Genomic DNA, 18,987 nt, shown 5'->3' on the forward strand with positions numbered 1-18,987 from the left:
AATGGAGGGATCAAGATGTTAGAACAACTTAAAGAAGAGGTTTTTCAAGCCAATCTGGAATTGCCGAAACATGGACTAATCAAGTATACATGGGGAAATGTGAGTGCAATTGATCGCGAAAGTGGATTATTCGTAATCAAACCTAGTGGTGTAGATTATGAAACAATGAAAGCCAGCGATATGGTAGTAGTTGATCTGGATGGCAATGTGGTTGAAGGGGAGATGAGACCTTCCTCCGATACCCCTACTCACGCAGTACTTTATAAACATTACTCCGAAATTGGCGGAATTGTGCATACACATTCCACTTGGGCGACTATCTGGGCACAAGCAGGACTTGACGTTCCTGTAATGGGAACTACGCACGCTGATACATTCTATGGCTCCATTCCTTGTGCGCGTTTCTTGACGCAAGAGGAAATTGATCGGGGTTACGAAGCGGAAACAGGTAATGTAATCATCGAAACCTTTGAACAACGCGGGATAGATATTATGGCGGTTCCCGGTGTTTTGCTTAAAGGCCACGGACCCTTTACTTGGGGGGGAAATGCAAAATCCGCTGTAATGAACAGCGTAGTGTTGGATGAAGTATCGAAAATGAATTTATTTGCTAGAGAGTTGAACCATTTTGCGGAAGAATTGCCACAACGTATTCTAGATAAACATTACTTGCGCAAACATGGGAAAGACGCTTATTACGGTCAAAAATAATCAAATCACAAAATTATGAAAAGAGGATGAATATGTCAACAGCAGTAGCAAAAGAATTTTGGTTTGTCGTAGGTTCGCAACATCTTTATGGGGAAGAAGCATTGGCTGAAGTTAAAGCGCACGCACAAACGATGACAGATGCTTTGAATAAAAGCGGAGTTTTGCCTTACCCACTAGTATTGCAGGATTTGGCTGTCAGCGCAGATAAAATCACCAACATTATGAAAGAAGTTAACTACCGTGACGAAGTTGCCGGTGTCATCACTTGGATGCATACTTTCTCACCTGCAAAAATGTGGATCCGCGGAACAAAAATGCTGCAAAAACCTTTGCTTCATCTAGCTACGCAATATAATGAAAGTATTCCATGGGCAACAATTGATATGGACTTCATGAACTTAAACCAAGCAGCTCATGGTGACCGTGAATATGGTTTTATTAACGCCCGTTTGAACAAACAAAACAAAGTGGTTGTAGGCTATTGGGAACGCCCTGAAGTTCAAAAGCAAATTGCAGAATGGATGGACGTAGCCGTTGCTTATAACGAAAGCTTCAATATCAAAGTTGCTCGTTTTGGTGACAACATGCGTAACGTGGGTGTAACTGAAGGAGATAAAGTTGAAGCCCAAATTCAATTTGGCTGGACGGTTGACTACTTTGGTATTGGTGACCTGGTTCAAGTCATTAATGAAGTTAAAGAAGAGGAAATCGATGGTTTGTTTGCTGAATATGCAGAGCTGTATGAATTCGACTATGGCACTAACAGCAAAGAAGCTTGGGAAGCTAGCGTAAGAGTTCAAGCAAGCTATGAAATTGCTATCAAACGTTTCCTTGATCAAGGTGGCTACAATGCCTTCACCTCAAACTTCGAAGATTTACATGGAATGAAACAACTTCCAGGACTTGCTGTTCAACGTTTGATGGCACAAGGATATGGTTTTGCTGGAGAAGGAGACTGGAAGACTGCAGCTCTCGACCGCTTGCTTAAAGTGATGAGCCATAACCAATCGACTGGCTTTATGGAAGATTACACTTATGAATTGACAGTTGGACAAGAATCTATTCTTCAATCCCATATGCTTGAAGTAGATCCAACTTTGGCAAGCAACAAACCAAAAATCATCGTGTCTCCACTAGGTATTGGTGGTAAAGACGATCCAGCCCGTTTAGTATTTGACGGCAAAGCAGGAGACGGTGTAGTGGTTTCCATGGCTGACTTCGGTACGCATTACAAACTTTTGATTAATGAAGTGACTGCTTTTGAACCAACTGTTCCAGCTCCAAACCTTCCAGTAGCTCGTGTGCTTTGGAATGTTAAACCAAACTTCCAAGACGGAGTTAAAGCTTGGATCGAAAATGGTGGCGGTCACCACACCGTTGTTTCATTAACTCTTACAACAGACCAAATTATTGCTTACGCAAAACTTGTGAACTTGGAATATGTAGTTATTAAATAATAGCAAAGCTTTATTACGATTAATAGGACTCCATTCCTCGGCTTTTTGAGGAATGGAGTCCTATTGTTTTGTTCGATTTACTTCAATAAATGCGATAGTTTCCACTTAGGGCCAGTAAACTAAAGAAGTACAGACAGTTATCATAATAACGACGTTGTCCAGTTCGCAAAGGTGTATCCCAAAACAAACGGACAAAATGCTCTGCCTCCGGGCCATCAGAAGCAAGCGAAGCCATAGCGTTGGTCGCCAAAAGGCCTACCGGATGCAGCGCCGGTTCGTCGAATGCCTGTCCCTCAATGGTATACCTCCGGTAATTGGAAACTTCGATATTCCTAAAAAAAGCTTGAATCCGGTTACATTGATCGACCTGCCAGCTGTCCTTTTGGAACCATGCCCAGTCCAAACCGATATTAGCCGCAACCCGGTAAGCATCACTGAAAAAATGACTGAAATCACCATGAGGCTGGGGTTCTGCCGGGGTGCCGTTAAAATTAGCATATTCGGGAGCGAGACCAGTTATAGGATTACATGTAGTGTGTAGATATGAGCGGCTGGCTTCCGCCGCTTCTCGCCAAAACATGTGGTCACCTGCATCAGCCCACAAAGCGAACAAATCATAGAAATGGGGGAGATGGTAAGATGGATCACTGAAGGTGGATTCCGGTACGAATTTAATCAGTTTCGTTTCCGCGTCCCACATTGAGTCACCAGCGCCTGTTTCAGTTTTATGTACACAAGCACGCAATATTATTCGAGCCTGCTCGGAATAATTATAAGGTTCCGGACCGTTCCCCCAACGTTTTGAGGCAAAAAACAAAGCCATGGCGAAAAACTCTTCCCCGTCCGGTGCGGGTCCTTGAGAAATTCTTGTACCGTCAGGCTTGCAGTGCCAAGCAAAGTAATCGGCATAACGGCCTTCTTTGTGCTGCATAAACGTCTTAGAGAAGTTCCATAAACGATCAAACTCATCTTTTTTATTCATTTGAACAGCCATCATCATCCCGTAGGACATTCCTTCAGACCTAACATCCAGATTACCTGTATCCAGAATATAGCTTTTATCCTCGTCCAGCGGATAGTAGATTCGTACGTTCGGATCTCCGTAAAACAAATCACTCCAAGTTTCTTCGAGTTTAGCGTTGATTTCATCTTCAGAAAAGCCGAGCTCCTTAAATAAATTGCGATATTTCCCCGTATAAAAAGCACCTTGTTGTGTTATTGGCATGATATTTCCCCTCCTATGCACTACAGCATGCACTCCATTTCAATAAAAACTAAGGATGGATGGTTTGAATGGTACCATCATCGTTGTATTTCAGCTCCGTATATTTTACAGAACGCTTGTTGTCAGCACCACCAGATAAAGAACTATCATGATAAAATAAATACCATTTCTCTTTAAACTGAACAATAGAATGGTGTGTTGTCCAGCCCAGGACGGGTGTAAGTATTTTTCCTTGATATACAAAAGGCCCAAGCGGATCTTTACTGATAGCGTATACAATATTATGGGTAGTACCCGTGGAATAAGAAAGATAATAATAACCGTTATATTTATGAACCCATGGACCTTCAAAATATCTTCTCTCTTCATCTCCAGCAAGAATCGGATTTCCGTTCGTATCGACGATGGATATTTCTCTAGGCGCACCTTCAAAGCTCAGCATGTCCTCGCTCAGCTCCGCTACGATAGGTCCTAGAGCAGGTGCCGTTTCAGCCGGTCCCTCTGCATCCGTAACAAATGAGCCGGTTTGCCATTTTTCAAGTTGACCGCCCCAAAGACCCCCAAAGTATATATATGATTTGCCACTATCATCAACGAAAACAGCGGGATCAATGCTATAACTGCCACGAATGTAGTTCGGTTCAGGTGTAAAGGGTCCGGAAGGTGACGCTGAGGTTGCAACCCCAATTCGGAAAATATCGTCATGGTCTCGGGCTGGGAAAAACAAATAGTAGGTATTGTTTTTGTATGCTGCATCCGGAGCCCACATTTGCTGTTTAGCCCATGGGACATCCTTCACATGAAGCACTTCACCGTGGTCGATACAAGGGGAGCCATCTCCATCAATAGACAGAACATGGTAATCCTCCATATTATATTGGTCACCGTTGTCATTAGAGATCATATCGTGATCCAGGTCATGAGAGGGATAAATATAAATCTTGCCTTCAAATACATGAGCAGAAGGGTCCGCAGTATAAATATGAGTTACGAGAGGTTCATTGGGTTGCACTGGCTTTGTCAAGTCATTTCCTCCTATAAAGTTAATCGCTTACAAAGTTAATGGTATAAGAACTTTAGGACTCTGTATATATAGCAACTATAGTTTATACCCCACAAAGTTTAGATGTTGCTTTCTTGACCTTGCAGACCCTTTCCCATTTATGCTGCCTCGCAATATTTTCTCTAGATAATCTGGTACAATAGAAATCTCCAAACTTTATCCTTACAAATACAATGAGGTGAGATTAACATAAGGGAATATAAATCATAATTTTACACAAGAATGAATGTTAGAGCGAAAGACACCAAGTATTCTACATTATATTTTTAAAAAGATGAGGTCAGCTTAATGCAAAAAATTCAAAATTCCAGAATCTACTTTATAGGTATACATGTGCTTTTATTAATCTTATTGTTCACCTCTTTGTATGCTTATTCCCCCTGGATTCGCATTAAAGTAAAGGAAATTATCATGCCTGCGGATAAAGTATATACCATCGCTCACCGTGGTGCTTCAGGATATGCTCCTGAGAATACAATACCTGCATTCGAGCTAGCCATTGATATGAAGACCGATTATATCGAGTTAGACATTCAGTTAACAAAAGATCATGTTCCTGTTGTTATTCACGATGGGACCGTAAACCGTACCACGAATGCTAAAGGGTATGTAAAGGATTTTACTTTAGAGCAGATCTCAAAATTAGACGCGGGTTCATGGTTTAATGAACAATATCCCATGTTCGCTAGAGATAAATATGTAGATTTACGTATTCCGACACTAAAAGAGGTATTTGAAAGGTTCGGAAAAGAAGTGGACTATATGATTGAGATTAAAGATCCCACGTCGAATTCGAACATCGAGGCATTGTTAAACGAAGAAATTTTAAATTATGATCTGTCGGCTCATGTTGCTATTCATTCATTTAGTGAAGCGAGTTTACGTAGATTCCATTCCATAAATCCAGCAGTCCCTCTTTATCAAATTGTATGGTATGATTTCCCTGTTTATAAAATATCAGAATCCTATGTGAATAGATTAAAAACTTATGCTGTAGGCATAAGTCCTAACTTTCAAAAAATAAATGCGGCATATGTCGCGCAGGCAAAAAATTCAGGGCTAAAGGTGTTTCCATATACTGTGAATTATCAAGTGAATATGGATAAAGCCGTAATTTGGGGTGTAGATGGTGTACATACAAATTTCCCTGACCGCTTTAGCGAAGTAATTAAGAATAATAAAAGGTAAAGGGATGTGAAATTACCCTTTTCTGGGCATAAATAAAGCTGTCGAGACTTTCTCGACAGCCTAAGAACCTTTATACAAAGGTTCTTTTTTTACGGAAAAATCAATTATTTTTGTTTCGTCATACTAATGAAGTCTTTTCTCGTGAAATTGTAGATGAAGCTCCCGTACTTGTTCTGCAAGATCGGGTACAGGGCCATCTACGAACGCATCGTGAATAACCTCCTGAATACTTAAATTACGGACGGGTGATGCTGCAATTCCCATATCATTTAACCACGCCGATAATTGCTTCGAGGAACTTGCATATACAATTCGTCCTAAATGAACCCACCCGTGTGCCGCTGCACACATAGGGCAATGTTCTCCGGAGGTATACACTGTTGCCTGCTTACGTTCTTCCAGTGTCATATTCTGAGCTGCCCAGCGGGCTAAAGCGAATTCGGGATGCTGAGTATGGTCACCGCTACCTACATGGTTGCGGTCTTCCGCCAGCACTTCGCCACTTGCTGATACAAGGACGGAACCAAAGGGTTCGTCCCCAGCTTCGAGTGCAATTTGGGCAAGTTCAATACAACGCTTAAGATGTTTGATATCCGTGTCGTTTATCATGATGGTAGAACCTCCTGAATTTTAATTTATAGATAAGTTTCATGAATAGTAGGCCTGAGCCTGTTTGTTCACCACATTCTTCTATGTTAGCATGTAAAGTATTCGATGAAAAATATATCATGCATATCAAGCTAGGGAGGATATATAAAAATGAAGCACCCGTTTATATTGAACGCCGTATGGAACGGTGGCCGTAACAGTGACGGAACTATTGAAGCTGGACAGCTTAAGACTCAAATTTCCATTCCGAAGGAAATGGGAGGACCCGGAGTAGGAACGAATCCGGATGAGATGCTTTTGGGAGCAGCAGCAACCTGTTATCTCATTACACTTGCAGCAATGCTGGAGCGGGCAGGGCTTACGACTTCAGAGCTGACGTTAACCTCAGAGGCGACGGTCGATGTAACGAATAACATTTTTACATATGAAGCCATCAAACATTCACCCCTAATCACCCTTACCAAAGATGCGTCACAGGACGATATCGATAAAACCATCCGAATTGCCCATAAAGCAGAAGGCTCCTGCATGATCTCCAGAGCCGTTGCAGGAAACGTAGAAATCACGACAGAGCCAACGGTGCTGACTGCAAGCCTATAAAATTGAGTCCTAGGTAATCAGAGAGGAGACGTTAACTTTGAACGTTGAGTTATATAAGGATTTGATCAAGGATGAGCGCGGAAATTATTACGTGGCTGTACAAAAAGAGGGCAACGAGCTGACTTTGGTAAACGCAATGCTAGAGCGGTCTTACCAAGAGGTGTGGGAATTTAATGAAGCTTTCAAAAAGAAGTACGCGGAATACGAGCATCAGTTCATCGGCAAAATGATTATGGATAAGCTGCGGCACGATGTTGTTTTTGCCTCCAAAGAAGACGGCCATGGCCGAATGTATGATCTGGCTACGGTGACAGTTGATTACAAGCTTATTTTTATCGATATGATCGAATTTTACCGAAACCCTCGAGTAGGACTTAACCATGACAACAACATCCATTAAGCTTAGTGTATTAGATCTCGTACCTGTTTTTAATACGGTGGATGCTAGTACCGCATTGGGACAAGCAGTGAAGCTGGCTCAGACAGCAGAAAGACTGGGATATACTCGTTATTGGGTTGCTGAGCATCATGATATGCCGGGATTAGCATGTACCTCTACGGAGGTGCTTTTATCGCATATTGGAGCGAAAACAGCGCACATTCGCCTTGGCTCAGGCGCTTTATTGCTGCCACATTATAAGCCGCTAAAGGTAGTGGAAGCATTTCATTTGCTGGCCAGCTTGTACCCGGGACGCATCGACCTTGGATTAGGGAGAGCTCCCGGCGGTACGGCTGAAGTAAGTTTAGCACTGAGTGGCAATTTTCTCGAAAATGTTTGGAAAATGCCAGAACTCCTTAAAGGAGTCACTGAATTATTGCAGGGTAACTATTCCTATGAAGGACGTTCAATAACCGCCCGTCCGGTCCCTCCCGTATCTCCAGAGCTATGGCTGCTGGGTACAAACAAGAAAAGCGCGGCATATGCTGCCGAGTTTGGAGCAGGTTATGTGTTCGGCCAGTTCATGAGCGATGTAGCAGGGGAGGAGGTTTTGCAGGCTTACCGTGAAACCTTTACTCCTTCTTCACTTTCTCCTGAACCGCAGGCCATGGTTGCTGTTGGCGTCATTTGCGCCGAGACTGAGGATGAGGCAGAGCGATTGGTCTCATCTGGTACGACATTATTCCAACAAGAAGGTTCTGCCGAAGCGAAGTCTGAGCCCTTGGAACGCAAGCTGCTGGTAGGTACTCCGGAAAGTGTTAAAGGTAAGTTGGAACGGTTATCTCTTTTGTATGGAGTTAATGAATTCATTATCGTTACCATGATTCCAGATTATGAGAAACGGTTACATTCGTTCGAACTGCTTGCCCAAGCGTGCTGGAGTTCTTAATAAAGGAGGTCCATATGTATGAAGTCTCATACCTCTGAACAAATTAAAATCCCACCAGGATTTTGGGCTGGATTAAGTCAATTAGGAATAACTGCACAAGATGTAGCCAGCAAAGCAAATCTTCCACTTAGCCAGATCACAGAGTCAGAAGTCACCACCGCCCAATATTTCGCAGTCTGGCAGGCATATTCCGATCTCATTGGGGATACAGCCGAAGGAATCATTAAGCTTGCAACCGTCTTTGAAACTACACAATATCCGCCGACGGTTTTAGCAACATACCATGCTAAGGACTATCGCGATGCTCTTAAGCGAATGGTACGATACAAACAAATGTGCCCTCCTGAAAGCTTGCGTTTTACCGAAGAAGGCGAGCTATGTACAATCGAATTGGAATGGCAGCATCCCGGGCATTTTGGTCCACCGCTGCTACTAGGCCTCACTTTGGCATTTCTTCTAGAGCTTGGGCGGCGAGGCACAGGTCTACCTTTGACAGCACAGCTTGTCGAGTTTTCACAGCCTATAGGAAATGTAAAGATTCTTGAAGCTTATTTCGGCTGCCGAATTCAGATAGGTGCTCAATATAATCGTTTGACGTTGCGTCGAAATGATTTGGATCGGCCTTTTATCTCGTACAACGAAGAGCTGCTGGAGATTCTGACTCCCGTTTTGGACCGGACGCTTGCTGAACAGAAGGGCACTCGCTCTATAACCGAGAGGGTCAAATGGATCATGAAACGCAGCTTCAGCGGAGGACGCCCTGACATTCAAGCTGTTGCGAAGGCATTAAGTATGAGTGACCGTACGTTGCAACGCAGGCTTACTGAAGAAAACACAAGCTTCAAGCAATTGCTGACACAAGCTAGACATGAGCAAGCACGAGAGTATCTGGCAGATCCATCGCTTGATATTAAAGAAGTGGCTTTCTTGATTGGATATGAAGACCAGAACTCGTTCTACCGTGCCTTCCGTCTTTGGGAAGGTGATACTCCTTCAAATTGGCGTACTGAACATTTAGGTTTAAACTTGATACCCTCTTCATAAAGACAGTATTTTCAGAGATTTATCATTGGCGTGTTAAACAAGAACTTTGGCGCAATCCGCTAGTTACTGAACAACCCCGGTACGATAATATAATCCTAGCCGGCACACAGGACTATTCTTGAAATGACAACTACTCAGCACGCCGTGATAAAAGGAGAAATGTAATATGGATATGGGATTAAATAATAAAACAGCTTTAATTACAGGATCAACAAAAGGTATTGGCAAAGCAATCGCCTTTGAACTTGCTAAAGAAGGAGTTAATGTACTAATTAATGGACGGAATTATGATCAGGTAGAACAAACTGTAAATGAAATAAAGTCAAATTTCCCGGCTACCTCTCCACAAAATGCTACAGCGGATATTGTGAATATTGAACAAAGAGAAGCCTTATTCGAAAAATACCCTAATATAGATATTTTAGTTAATAATATGGGTATCTATGAAATTATGAAATATGAGGACGTTGACGACGAAATATTCGAAAAATACTTCCGTACTAATGTCCTTGCTGCGAATGGATTAACAAAATTCTATTTACCTAAAATGTTACAAAAAGATTATGGCCGCATTCTCTTTATTGCTAGTGAAGAAGCCATTATGCCTTCAGGCCAAATGCCTCAATATGCAATGACCAAATCAATGTTATTATCATTGTCAAAAAGCTTATCTAAGTTAACGATAGGAACTGAAGTTACAGTCAATACAATCATGCCAGGACCAACACTTTCTGAAAATGTGCATCAAATTATTGATGGGATATACTCCAATGAAGATATGACTTTTTCAGAAAAAGAAAGAAAATTCATGACTACAAATCTTCCTCAATCTGAAATACAACGATTTATTAAACCTTTTGAAATAGGCAGACTAGCAGCATTTGTATGCAGTCCTTATGCCTCTGCATTTAAAGGTTCTCCAATTCGCATGGATGGGGGAATGGTGCCGACTATTTTTTAAGCTTACTCTAAAAGGATATAGATAACGATACAAAAAAGCCACTCCTTATGGAGCGGCTTTTTTGCTTGAAAAGTTATCACTGTCCTCTGGTACAACAAAGGATACCAAGGTGCCTTCTCCAGGCTTACTCTGGATCGAGAGACCTTGACCATATAATTGACTTAACCTCCTATGGGTGTTGGCCAGCCCGATGCCACCTTTGCCTTCCATCATTGGCTTCAGCAGTAAAGAGAGGGTCCCGGAATCCATACCTTGCCCATTATCCTCCACCTCAATCTTTACAGCGTTGTGCAGACGGATAATACGTATTTCAACAGTCCCACCCTGTTGGCGCTTAAGTATACCGTGCTTAACAGCATTTTCTACCAACGGTTGGATGGATAGAGGAGGAATTAGGATGTCAATATTCGGATCTACCTTCCAGACAACAGATATCCTTTCTGCAAATCGAGTCTGTTCAATATACAGATAAGATTCTACCAATTCCAGTTCATGGGAGAGGTTCACGAGCTCTCCGACATTTAAAAAGTCAAAACTGATTCTTAAGAAAGAAGTAAACGCGCCAATGAGCTCCTGCATTTTTTTAGTATCCAAATCACTGAGTGCGGCAATAGAGTTCAACGTATTGAATAAAAAATGCGGTTGTATCTGTGCTTGTAGATAGGCTGCTTCTATGCGCACCCGTTCATTGAAGGATAGCTTCATCGCAGTTAAAGCCCGAATACGGTATTTAAGCTCCACTGCATCCACAGGTTTTGTGACATAATCATTGGCACCGGACAAAAATCCAGTATAAATATCCTCAGGCTGACTACGGGCAGTAAGCAGTAGAATCGGAAGCTCATATAAGGAGTAACGAGTACGAACCTTCTGTGTTAATTCGTATCCCGACATCTGTGGCATCATAACATCGCCAATAAGTAAGTCCCAGTTCCTTTTATCCAACAATTCCAATGCTTCATGGGCTGAGTTCACGGTAGTTATGATATAAGGTTCGGTTTCAAGAATACCCTTTAGTACATTCAGATTGACAGGATCATCATCTACCACCAGAATATTTACCTTCATCTCTGTAAAAAGCGGCGGAATTTTTTCAGAGTGATTACTTGGCTGGTGTTCGGAAATTCCCCACTCAGCCATCTGTCTATGAATCTCATCTGCCATATACGAAACTGTAGGTTCCGTCTGTCTTATTATCTGTTCGCTGTAAGAATCGGCAAGAGAGAGTGTGAAACTAAAAGTTGAACCTTTACCAAGCTCAGATTGAATGCTTAGGCTGCTCCCATGCAGTCCTACCAGCTGCCGGCATATGCTTAATCCCAGCCCAATTCCACGCCCGTCATTTATTCCGTGAGGGCCTTGCTCATAGGGTAGAAATATTCGTTCCATAGTCTCTTCAGTCATGCCTACTCCGGTATCTGTCACATAGATAAGAACCTGTCCGTCCTGTTCCTCAGCCTTAACAGCTACAAGTCCTGCTTCGGTGTATTTGAGCGCGTTGTGCACCAGATTTAATAAAACCTGCACCAGTCTTTTCTCGTCCGCAAGAACTGGCGGCATAGCTTCCGGGATATCCATAGATAGCTGGACTGGCTTACCTTCAATCATATATTGAAGCATACTAATCACACCGGGAACTACCGATTGAACCGAAATAGGTTCCTGTTGTAAAATAACACGATGCTCTTGAAGACGGACCACATCCAGTAGATCACCAAGCATATGAGACATACGGCGGCTGATTGTAATCAGCAGTTCCATATCTTGACGGCTACTTTCGAAAAGTCTGTCCTTTTCTTTTGTGACAATATTTTGCGCGATATTCATGATTCCGTGAAGCGGTGTACGCAGCTCATGTGAGGTATTAGCGAGAAACTGGTCCTTAAGTTTGTCTGCTTTTTTCAGCTGCTCATTTAGTTCCATGTTCTCTTTAGCATTTTGAAAATACTTTTTAAACCAATAAGCTGAGAAGCCCACGATGGCTGCGATAATATCCAAAGGATAATAGACAATTGAATAGTGTCCGTTACTATCCCACAAATTCCATAACAAATTAGAAACGATCGCCGCACCTGATAACAGCAGAAAAACAACATCTTTATCATCTTGCTTTTTGAACAATAAGCGCCCTAAGCTATAGAGCAACCAAATGAAGGGAATATACTGGAACACTTGAATGATTCCCAAATGAATGGATGTGCTGACTAAATAAGCAGGGACAATAAATATAAACAAGGTATAAAGGAAAAGACACCATGTGTAAGCACGTAACCACTTGTTGACTTTGGTACCTGAGGTGAATTTCCTGAAAACAAGCAGAATAAAAAGGTTTTGCCATAAGAAGGCGATCAAACGGATTTTTAAGGACCAAGTATAATTAATCGGCAGTAATGAAAGCACTAAGTTGTCATTTCGAGCTAAAAGGATTACAGCTACAGATAAGGTCATTAACCCTACAAGAAACAGAGCACGTTCTTTAGGATTAAATAAGTACAGAATACAGGCATAAAGCCCATGCAGTAGTAAGATAATTGCTGTAAGCATTTGAAATCCGACAGTGTAAAAGTATGTCCGGTCAATGAGTTCCTGAGAGCCAAAGAAAATAGGGCCTTTTATACCGCCCTTATAGGGGTGATCAAAGTTAGCTACGTGAATAAATACATCTATCACTGTGGTGTTTTTTGAAAAATAAGCTGCTGTATATGAGGTGGTTTTGGGTACATATGTATCGGCATCAAGAGCTATTACCCCATTATTGAGAATAGGAGTGCCGTTAATCTCCACACTGGAAGCGGAATAAATTTGTTTGATCCAGAAAGAGACAGGTTGCTGAAGCGGGTCTACCAAAATTCGCAGACGATACGTACCATAACCATAAGAAGAATTCTGATCGCTTCCCATAACATGGCTCCAATTTCCAGGAACTTGAAGCGAGTGGGATAGCTTTAGTAGAGTAGAAGTCTTCGATGAAACGAATTGCGAAGGATAGAAGCTCCATTCACCATCCAGCCTGAATAAGTTAGCCTGCTCCAGATCCTGGCCGCGTAAATCCAGTACCCCATTGTTAATCACAGGTATAGTGTCGGAAACCTTAAATAGACTCAACCAAATGCAGCGTAGGCCAAAGAGAATGCTTATAAAAAGTAGAATGATAGCTAATTTGTTTAGGATAGTTTTATTTTTCATGAGAACATTATAGCAAATAATTCTAATCTAGAATCTAAAATGAAGATTATTTACATAAGAAGGAGAAGTAGTGAGCAACGGACACTGCGTGGGGCTAAGAGGAATGTTCTCCACATGGAAGATGCATGATGTATCTCCTTGAACATTTGCGTACTCGAACACACGAACACACGAACACTCGGATACTTGATTGGTGCTTCTCTGTTGGGCGTCTGGATTACCGGATGTGCTATTTGGCTGCTGGTTTGGCGTCTGTGATACCGGTTGTGCGACTATGCTGCTTGTTGTGCGTATTGTATTCCCACACGCTCTCTTCACCATGAGCGATCGGACTCAGATGCAGCTATTCGGCTGAATTTTGACTTTTAAGAAGTGTTTCGGACCCCAGAGGCGTTATTTGTTCCAAACATGCGCGATATGAGGGCTTTTCGAGCCAATAGCGACTATAGAGTCCGATAGGTTCTCAAATGAGCCGAATTATGGTTAATAGCGACTATAGGGCCCGATACACTTCACTCCTGCTTCCAATATCATTTTTCATAAGCTTGGCTCCTCGTTTATTGGTGAATGTGATTTTGAATACCCCGTTAGTACTAACCTTCGGTGTAATGACTGGAGGTTAACGGTGGATTCTCCTTAATCCTAAAGGGTATATTATTAGAAAATTCAATGCAGACAGGAGTGTAGATACGATGATTAAAGGTTTCGGAGGAATATTCTGGAGAACTAAAAATCTTGAAGCTACAAAAAAGTGGTACAGTGAGGTGTTGAAGCTTGACATTGAGAATTGGAATGGGACTGTGATAAAACCTCAAGTGGGAAATGAGACTATTTTTTCTTTCTTTACCGAGGATGACAGTTATTTTCCAATAGAACAACAAGTGATGTTAAATTTCCAAGTGTATGATCTAAATGAGACGATTAAGCATTTTGAACAGATTGGTGTACCTCTTGCAAAGAAAATAGAGATTAGTGAATTTGGAAAGTTTATTTGGATTGAAGACCCAGAAGGTCGACTGATCGAGCTTTGGGAGAAGTAAGGAGTTGCACATCATTGCTATTGAGCTAACAGGTGCGTTAGTTTAATAAAAACGCTCAGTTCAACATCTAATTGTAAATGTATTAGGGAATAAAGTTGTCAAATCCGTGGGGAATATTTCTTCAAAGTTTTCAGCTCCCAGGAAGAACTTTAACTTTTATATTCTGAGGTGCGGCGCTTGCGCTGCATCCACGGCCAACGAAATACTATTGTCAACCCAAATAGGGAGCATACCGTCGAGGTGTACTCCCTATTTCATTGAAGGAATTGGAAAATTAGTGCAACATTTCACCTATAACTTATGTCAATAAAGAAGTTATGTAATAAAATCATAAGAGTAGGTGGTAAATTGAAACTTCGTTTAATCACGTTAATATGTTTATTCACTTTCGCATTCTTTATTGCAAATGGACAAGATGCTAAAGCTTTATCCTGTGTCGAGTTAGGAAGTCCCCAAGAAGCCCTAGAGGTCTACGGCGGAGCTATTTACGGTGAAGTAAAACAAATAAAGGTCGATTTGAAACAAGAAGGATTTACGGGGACAAAAGAGAAAATCAGATATATATTAGTGGATGTTGAACGAAGTTGGAAAACTGAAGTTGACTCTCAAATTATTGTGAGAACAGACTACACTTGGGGTTTTGATTTCAAGGAAGGTAATAAATACTTAATATACATTAGCGAAGTGGATGGCGAATCAAGCAGTAGTCCATGCAGTTCAACAATTGAAATGAATAACCTTAACCAAGCAACAGAACTATTCGGTGAAGGACTTCGACCCAAACAGCAAGTACACCTAGAATATAAGATGTGGTTAATGTTTGAGCAGGATATTGATTTGTATATTGTAATTGCAATAGGACTAGTAGTGATTTCGGTCATTTACCTGAGAGCAAGAAGGAAAAAGGGCTAAGTGTAATTTTATTGCACTAATGGTTAGGATAGTTCAATAAAATTAAGAATAAGATAGCTGAACTAATTACTATTCATTCATAACATGTGAGGTGCGAGTTGAACTTAGTAGAAACAATCATAAAAAGATTTAACCTTAATGTATTAAGTATAGATAATGTTCCTGAGTCCTTTAGTTCACAAGTATACAAGCTGAATCTTACTAATGGAGAAACGGTGTATGCGAAGATCCCTTATAACAGGGATAAACTATATCGCGAATATCGTATGCTTGAACTGTTGAGGGAGGTATTACCGGTTCCAAAGGTGTTAGACTTCTGGAGTGGGGATGACTTAATTTCTGGTGCATTACTTTTATCTGAGATTAAAGGTATACCATGTACAGGTGCTATTGACGATGAATTAGCATTTCAAATTGGAGTACTTCACGCAAAGCTGCATGAAGTTAAAATGCCGGGATATGGTGTGGAAGGATTAGACGGTTTTCAATTTTTTAATCAGAACAATTGGAGACTTTATATAAGAAATAGCTTTGAAAAATTTATAGAACCTTGCAAGGAAGTCCTTGAGAGAGGACTTTTCGAAAAATGTATTAATTACTTTGAGGGTGCTTTCTCAGTTTTACCTCCTCCTGATGGCCCGTGTGTTGTTCATATGGATTTTCGACAAGGTAATATACTAACAAATAATAATATGGTTGTTGGAATTATTGATTTTGAGAGTGCACGGGGTGGATCCTCTGAAATTGATTTCACAAAAATTAACCGATATGTTTGGGAAGTGAATCCTCAAAGTAGAATTTCGTATAAAGAGGGATATTCAACAATTAGTCCTCTAATGGATTTGGAAACAATACTACCCTTTTATGATTTTTACGATGCTTTTGGTGCTGTTGTCTGGTGTAAAAATAGAGGGATTGAAAAGAATAGGGCGTTCCTAAAGGAAAGTATTTCTGTATTGCAGAAATCCGTAGGTTGTTGAACTAACGGGAAACGATATTTAAAGACAGTTTAAGACGAGGAGCTACCTCCATGATGGATAGCTTTATTACGTTAAAGGACATGATAGTGAATAAAGGATAGAATAATGGAAATGGCGAATATTAGATCGGCAGTATACTGTAAAATTATTATGATGCAATCATGAATACAATAGCTTATCGTGATATATGGATCATCAGAACTAATAATGAAAAAATCGAAAACCCAAAAAACGCAATGGGAAGTGTGTTTATGGAAAATATATATAACAAATTACATACAGCGGAAATACTGAGCCGTATCGAGAATTTAAGTCCAAATTCAAACCCACAGTGGGGAAAAATGAATGTTTCTCAAATGTTGGCTCACTGTTCAGCATTTCAAGACATCGCAAATGGAAACTCCTTTCCTCCTAGAAGTTGGCTAGGAATATTAATAGGAGGGTTTGTGAAATCTATTTTTTACAATGACAAGCCAGTACCACATAATATGTCAACAATTCCGACCATACTTATTTTAGATGATAGAGATTTTGGAAAAGAAAAAGAAATACTGAAACAAAAGATTATAACTTTTCAAAGTAACGGTCCGGAGAATTGTTCATCCCATCCACATCCTTTTTTCGGGAAATTCACTCCGGAGCAATGGGGTAAAGGGATTTATAAACATCTAGACCATCATTTAAGACAATTTGGTGTTTAGTATTTTTTCGCAGTGAATAATAATTGTTTAACGGAGACGAGCACTCATAATCGCCAACTCACATATTTTTTATTGACATAAAATCCCTATTACTTTATATTGTATCTAATTATATTGCAATCAAATGCGACGAAGAGGACAAGTAAATCCGGATATGTCGATCAGAGAACTGCCGGTTGGTGCGAGGCAGAGGACACCCGAATCGAACAATCGCCTCAGAGCTGGCTCCCGAAATCATAGTAGGCGGGCCCGGGATTCTGCCGTTACAAAGAAGCATCGTTGTTGGACGATGGCAGCAGAGAGGGTGTATTCATAAATACACCAATCAGGGTGGTAACGCGGAATCTACTCCGTCCCTAATGGGACGGAGTTTTTTGCGTTCTTATAAATAAATAAGGAGGAGTAACAATGTTTCAAAAAATCAATGTCTCCGATCGAATACTTAGCCAGGATATATTTATTGCTGATGAGGTTCAATACAACCTGATTCACCTTATTTGCGAGTCGAAGAGTTCTACTTGCTTAAAAGATTCTGATGAAACAATGATTTATGCCCAGTCAACGGGACATAACGCATGGCTTTGGAGTTCTAAGGATATTGTCGAGGATAAGAAGGCCGTTCTCTACGAAGAACTTATAGAATTTCTTAAAGAGACTACATTACCGGGAGTATCTGGAGAACCAAAAACAACAGAACGTTTTGCACAGCTGTATTCTCAGGCAAATCATCTTCAATATGAGTCCACGATGACTATAGAATCTTATTTCTGTACAGATCCAAAGAAACCGTTGAACGTAAAGGGTACAATGCAACAAGCAACGAGAAAAAACCTGGCCATTGTAGCAGAGTTTTTGGCGGGTTTCTCAGAGGGGGCTTATGGGGTTAGGGTGAACCCAGAAGCTAAAATTCTAGATGCCAAGAGGATGATTGAGACAGGGGACTTGTATATATGGTTTGTAGACGATAAACCTGTATCGATGGCGTACATTGCACATAGGTCGGCAAGATATTCCAGATTAAATGCGGTATACACACCACCTTCTTGCCGGAAAAAGGGTTATGCAAGTGCACTAGTAGCAGAGTTATGTTCCGTTCTTTTATCGGAGAATTTAGTGCCCATGCTTTATGCTGATTTAAAGAATCCTGACTCGAATAAGGTTTATCGAAATATTGGTTTTGTGGAAAGCGGGAAGATTGTTGACATCAAGTTCAAATAGGCACAAAAGGGCTACCGCAAGGTAGTCCATTTTCTATGATCAATATGTTACTCGGCATTACTTTTATACAATTTCACATAGTTTGTAAGTTCAGCTATCGCGAAAAATTGCTTCATTAATTGAGAATTCAATTTTTGTAAGGCAAGCTGAAAGGATATCTCCACTTTTTTGTAGTTATGTGTTTCTATTTCATTCAAAAGCTGTTTCATATTCTCGATATAATAAACAGTTTTCCTTAAACTGCTGATAAGAATAATTTTTCTTAATTCCGTTAAAGTGAAGACTCTGTAGCCATTATCTTTGTTCCTATTCGAAGAGATTAGCCCTTCTTGTTCCCAATGCCGAATAGCTGATGGATTAACTCCTGCCATTTGTGCAACTTCACCAATCGTCATTGAATCTGATACAGTTAAATCTTTGTATTTAGATAAATCAACATCCCGAAACATGCGTAAGACTTCCTCTAACCTTTCTTTTTCCACTTGGGTATTATGTTGCTCTTGATTGATTGCCCAAAGAGCAGACTCCATCTGCTGGCCTTTTATCTTCCTCATCACATCGTACACAACCGGAATTTCATATCCCTGCAATAATGCCCGAATGGTAATAAAAGCTTGCACATGGATGGAAGTGTAACATCTGCGGTTGCTGACGGTCCTTGGTACATCTGGAATTAAACCTTGATCTTCGTATCTCCTTAAAGTAGTGGTACTCACATTTAATTGCTTAGCTATCAGTGTAGGTGTATATATCTCTTCCATAAA

At 40.8% G+C, this 18,987-nt stretch carries 18 protein-coding genes and 1 other annotated feature; of the genes, 13 read left to right on the forward strand and 5 right to left on the reverse strand.

Features of this window, described 5'->3' with window-relative positions; genetic code table 11:
* Positions 1 to 15: 15 nt before the first annotated feature.
* Positions 16 to 711 (forward strand): L-ribulose-5-phosphate 4-epimerase, encoded by a 696-nt coding sequence (locus MHH50_RS15015; RefSeq protein ID WP_076278474.1) that lies wholly within the window; start codon positions 16 to 18, stop codon positions 709 to 711.
* 32 nt (positions 712 to 743) lie between these two features.
* Positions 744 to 2,168: an L-arabinose isomerase gene (araA, locus tag MHH50_RS15020; RefSeq protein WP_038571054.1), complete on the forward strand. Its 1,425-nt coding sequence runs from the start codon at positions 744 to 746 to the stop codon at positions 2,166 to 2,168.
* An 82-nt stretch (positions 2,169 to 2,250) separates the two neighbouring features.
* Here the strand turns inward: araA and MHH50_RS15025 are convergent, their stop codons facing one another.
* Both MHH50_RS15025 and MHH50_RS15030 read right to left on the reverse strand, forming a co-directional pair.
* A complete protein-coding gene (locus MHH50_RS15025; RefSeq protein ID WP_076125606.1) occupies positions 2,251 to 3,393 on the reverse strand; it encodes a glycosyl hydrolase family 8 in 1,143 nt (380 codons plus the stop codon).
* Positions 3,394 to 3,442: 49 nt separating this feature from the next.
* A complete protein-coding gene (locus MHH50_RS15030) occupies positions 3,443 to 4,417 on the reverse strand; it encodes a glycoside hydrolase family 43 protein (RefSeq protein ID WP_340034549.1) in 975 nt (324 codons plus the stop codon).
* A gap of 327 nt (positions 4,418 to 4,744) precedes the next feature.
* Here MHH50_RS15030 and MHH50_RS15035 point away from each other — a divergent pair, with 327 nt between their 5' ends.
* Positions 4,745 to 5,644 carry a glycerophosphodiester phosphodiesterase gene (locus tag MHH50_RS15035; RefSeq protein WP_052097044.1) on the forward strand — a complete coding sequence of 300 codons (900 nt, stop codon included), beginning with the start codon at positions 4,745 to 4,747 and terminating at the stop codon, positions 5,642 to 5,644.
* A 123-nt stretch (positions 5,645 to 5,767) separates the two neighbouring features.
* Here the strand turns inward: MHH50_RS15035 and MHH50_RS15040 are convergent, their stop codons facing one another.
* The gene (locus MHH50_RS15040) at positions 5,768 to 6,253 is read right to left on the reverse strand and encodes a nucleoside deaminase (protein WP_076190361.1); all 486 of its coding nucleotides are present in this window, start codon (positions 6,251 to 6,253) and stop codon (positions 5,768 to 5,770) included.
* A gap of 150 nt (positions 6,254 to 6,403) precedes the next feature.
* On the opposite strand from MHH50_RS15040, the gene MHH50_RS15045 reads away from it, so the two are divergent.
* The 5 genes from MHH50_RS15045 (at position 6,404) to MHH50_RS15065 (ending at position 10,186) form a co-directional block, all read left to right on the forward strand.
* Positions 6,404 to 6,853 (forward strand): OsmC family protein, encoded by a 450-nt coding sequence (locus MHH50_RS15045; protein WP_038571065.1) that lies wholly within the window; start codon positions 6,404 to 6,406, stop codon positions 6,851 to 6,853.
* Between the two features lie 37 nt (positions 6,854 to 6,890).
* Positions 6,891 to 7,253 carry a hypothetical protein gene (locus MHH50_RS15050; protein ID WP_340034550.1) on the forward strand — a complete coding sequence of 121 codons (363 nt, stop codon included), beginning with the start codon at positions 6,891 to 6,893 and terminating at the stop codon, positions 7,251 to 7,253.
* A complete protein-coding gene (locus tag MHH50_RS15055) occupies positions 7,234 to 8,181 on the forward strand; it encodes an LLM class flavin-dependent oxidoreductase (RefSeq protein ID WP_340034551.1) in 948 nt (315 codons plus the stop codon). Before MHH50_RS15050 ends, MHH50_RS15055 begins: the two co-directional genes overlap by 20 nt.
* Positions 8,182 to 8,199: 18 nt before the next feature.
* Positions 8,200 to 9,225, forward strand: a complete 1,026-nt coding sequence (locus tag MHH50_RS15060; RefSeq protein WP_340034552.1) for a helix-turn-helix domain-containing protein — start codon at positions 8,200 to 8,202, stop codon at positions 9,223 to 9,225.
* A gap of 166 nt (positions 9,226 to 9,391) precedes the next feature.
* Positions 9,392 to 10,186, forward strand: coding sequence for an SDR family NAD(P)-dependent oxidoreductase (locus tag MHH50_RS15065; RefSeq protein WP_076125594.1), 795 nt, complete (start codon positions 9,392 to 9,394; stop codon positions 10,184 to 10,186).
* A 45-nt stretch (positions 10,187 to 10,231) separates the two neighbouring features.
* Here MHH50_RS15065 and MHH50_RS15070 read toward each other — a convergent pair whose 3' ends face one another.
* Entirely contained in the window at positions 10,232 to 13,258 is a 3,027-nt protein-coding gene (locus MHH50_RS15070; RefSeq protein WP_340034553.1) for an ATP-binding protein, read from the reverse strand.
* A gap of 806 nt (positions 13,259 to 14,064) precedes the next feature.
* Here MHH50_RS15070 and MHH50_RS15075 point away from each other — a divergent pair.
* The 5 genes from MHH50_RS15075 to MHH50_RS15095 all read left to right on the forward strand — a co-directional run bounded on the left by MHH50_RS15075 (position 14,065) and on the right by MHH50_RS15095 (position 18,223).
* Positions 14,065 to 14,412, forward strand: a complete 348-nt coding sequence (locus tag MHH50_RS15075) for a VOC family protein (protein ID WP_076190357.1) — start codon at positions 14,065 to 14,067, stop codon at positions 14,410 to 14,412.
* Positions 14,413 to 14,712: 300 nt separating this feature from the next.
* Positions 14,713 to 15,324: a hypothetical protein gene (locus tag MHH50_RS15080; protein ID WP_143764969.1), complete on the forward strand. Its 612-nt coding sequence runs from the start codon at positions 14,713 to 14,715 to the stop codon at positions 15,322 to 15,324.
* A gap of 98 nt (positions 15,325 to 15,422) precedes the next feature.
* Positions 15,423 to 16,304 carry an aminoglycoside phosphotransferase family protein gene (locus MHH50_RS15085; protein WP_340034554.1) on the forward strand — a complete coding sequence of 294 codons (882 nt, stop codon included), beginning with the start codon at positions 15,423 to 15,425 and terminating at the stop codon, positions 16,302 to 16,304.
* Between the two features lie 251 nt (positions 16,305 to 16,555).
* A complete protein-coding gene (locus MHH50_RS15090) occupies positions 16,556 to 17,005 on the forward strand; it encodes a DUF1569 domain-containing protein (RefSeq protein ID WP_076125859.1) in 450 nt (149 codons plus the stop codon).
* A gap of 120 nt (positions 17,006 to 17,125) precedes the next feature.
* Positions 17,126 to 17,366 (forward strand) — a binding site (T-box leader).
* Between the two features lie 47 nt (positions 17,367 to 17,413).
* Positions 17,414 to 18,223, forward strand: a complete 810-nt coding sequence (locus tag MHH50_RS15095; RefSeq protein ID WP_076278482.1) for a GNAT family N-acetyltransferase — start codon at positions 17,414 to 17,416, stop codon at positions 18,221 to 18,223.
* Positions 18,224 to 18,270: 47 nt separating this feature from the next.
* On the opposite strand, the gene MHH50_RS15100 is transcribed toward MHH50_RS15095, so the two are convergent.
* The gene (locus tag MHH50_RS15100; protein WP_076218106.1) at positions 18,271 to 18,984 is read right to left on the reverse strand and encodes a MerR family DNA-binding transcriptional regulator; all 714 of its coding nucleotides are present in this window, start codon (positions 18,982 to 18,984) and stop codon (positions 18,271 to 18,273) included.
* Between the last annotated feature and the right edge of the window lie 3 nt (positions 18,985 to 18,987).

This window comes from Paenibacillus sp. FSL H3-0302, from assembly GCF_037982245.1.
GTDB lineage: Bacteria > Bacillota > Bacilli > Paenibacillales > Paenibacillaceae > Paenibacillus_AQ > Paenibacillus_AQ odorifer.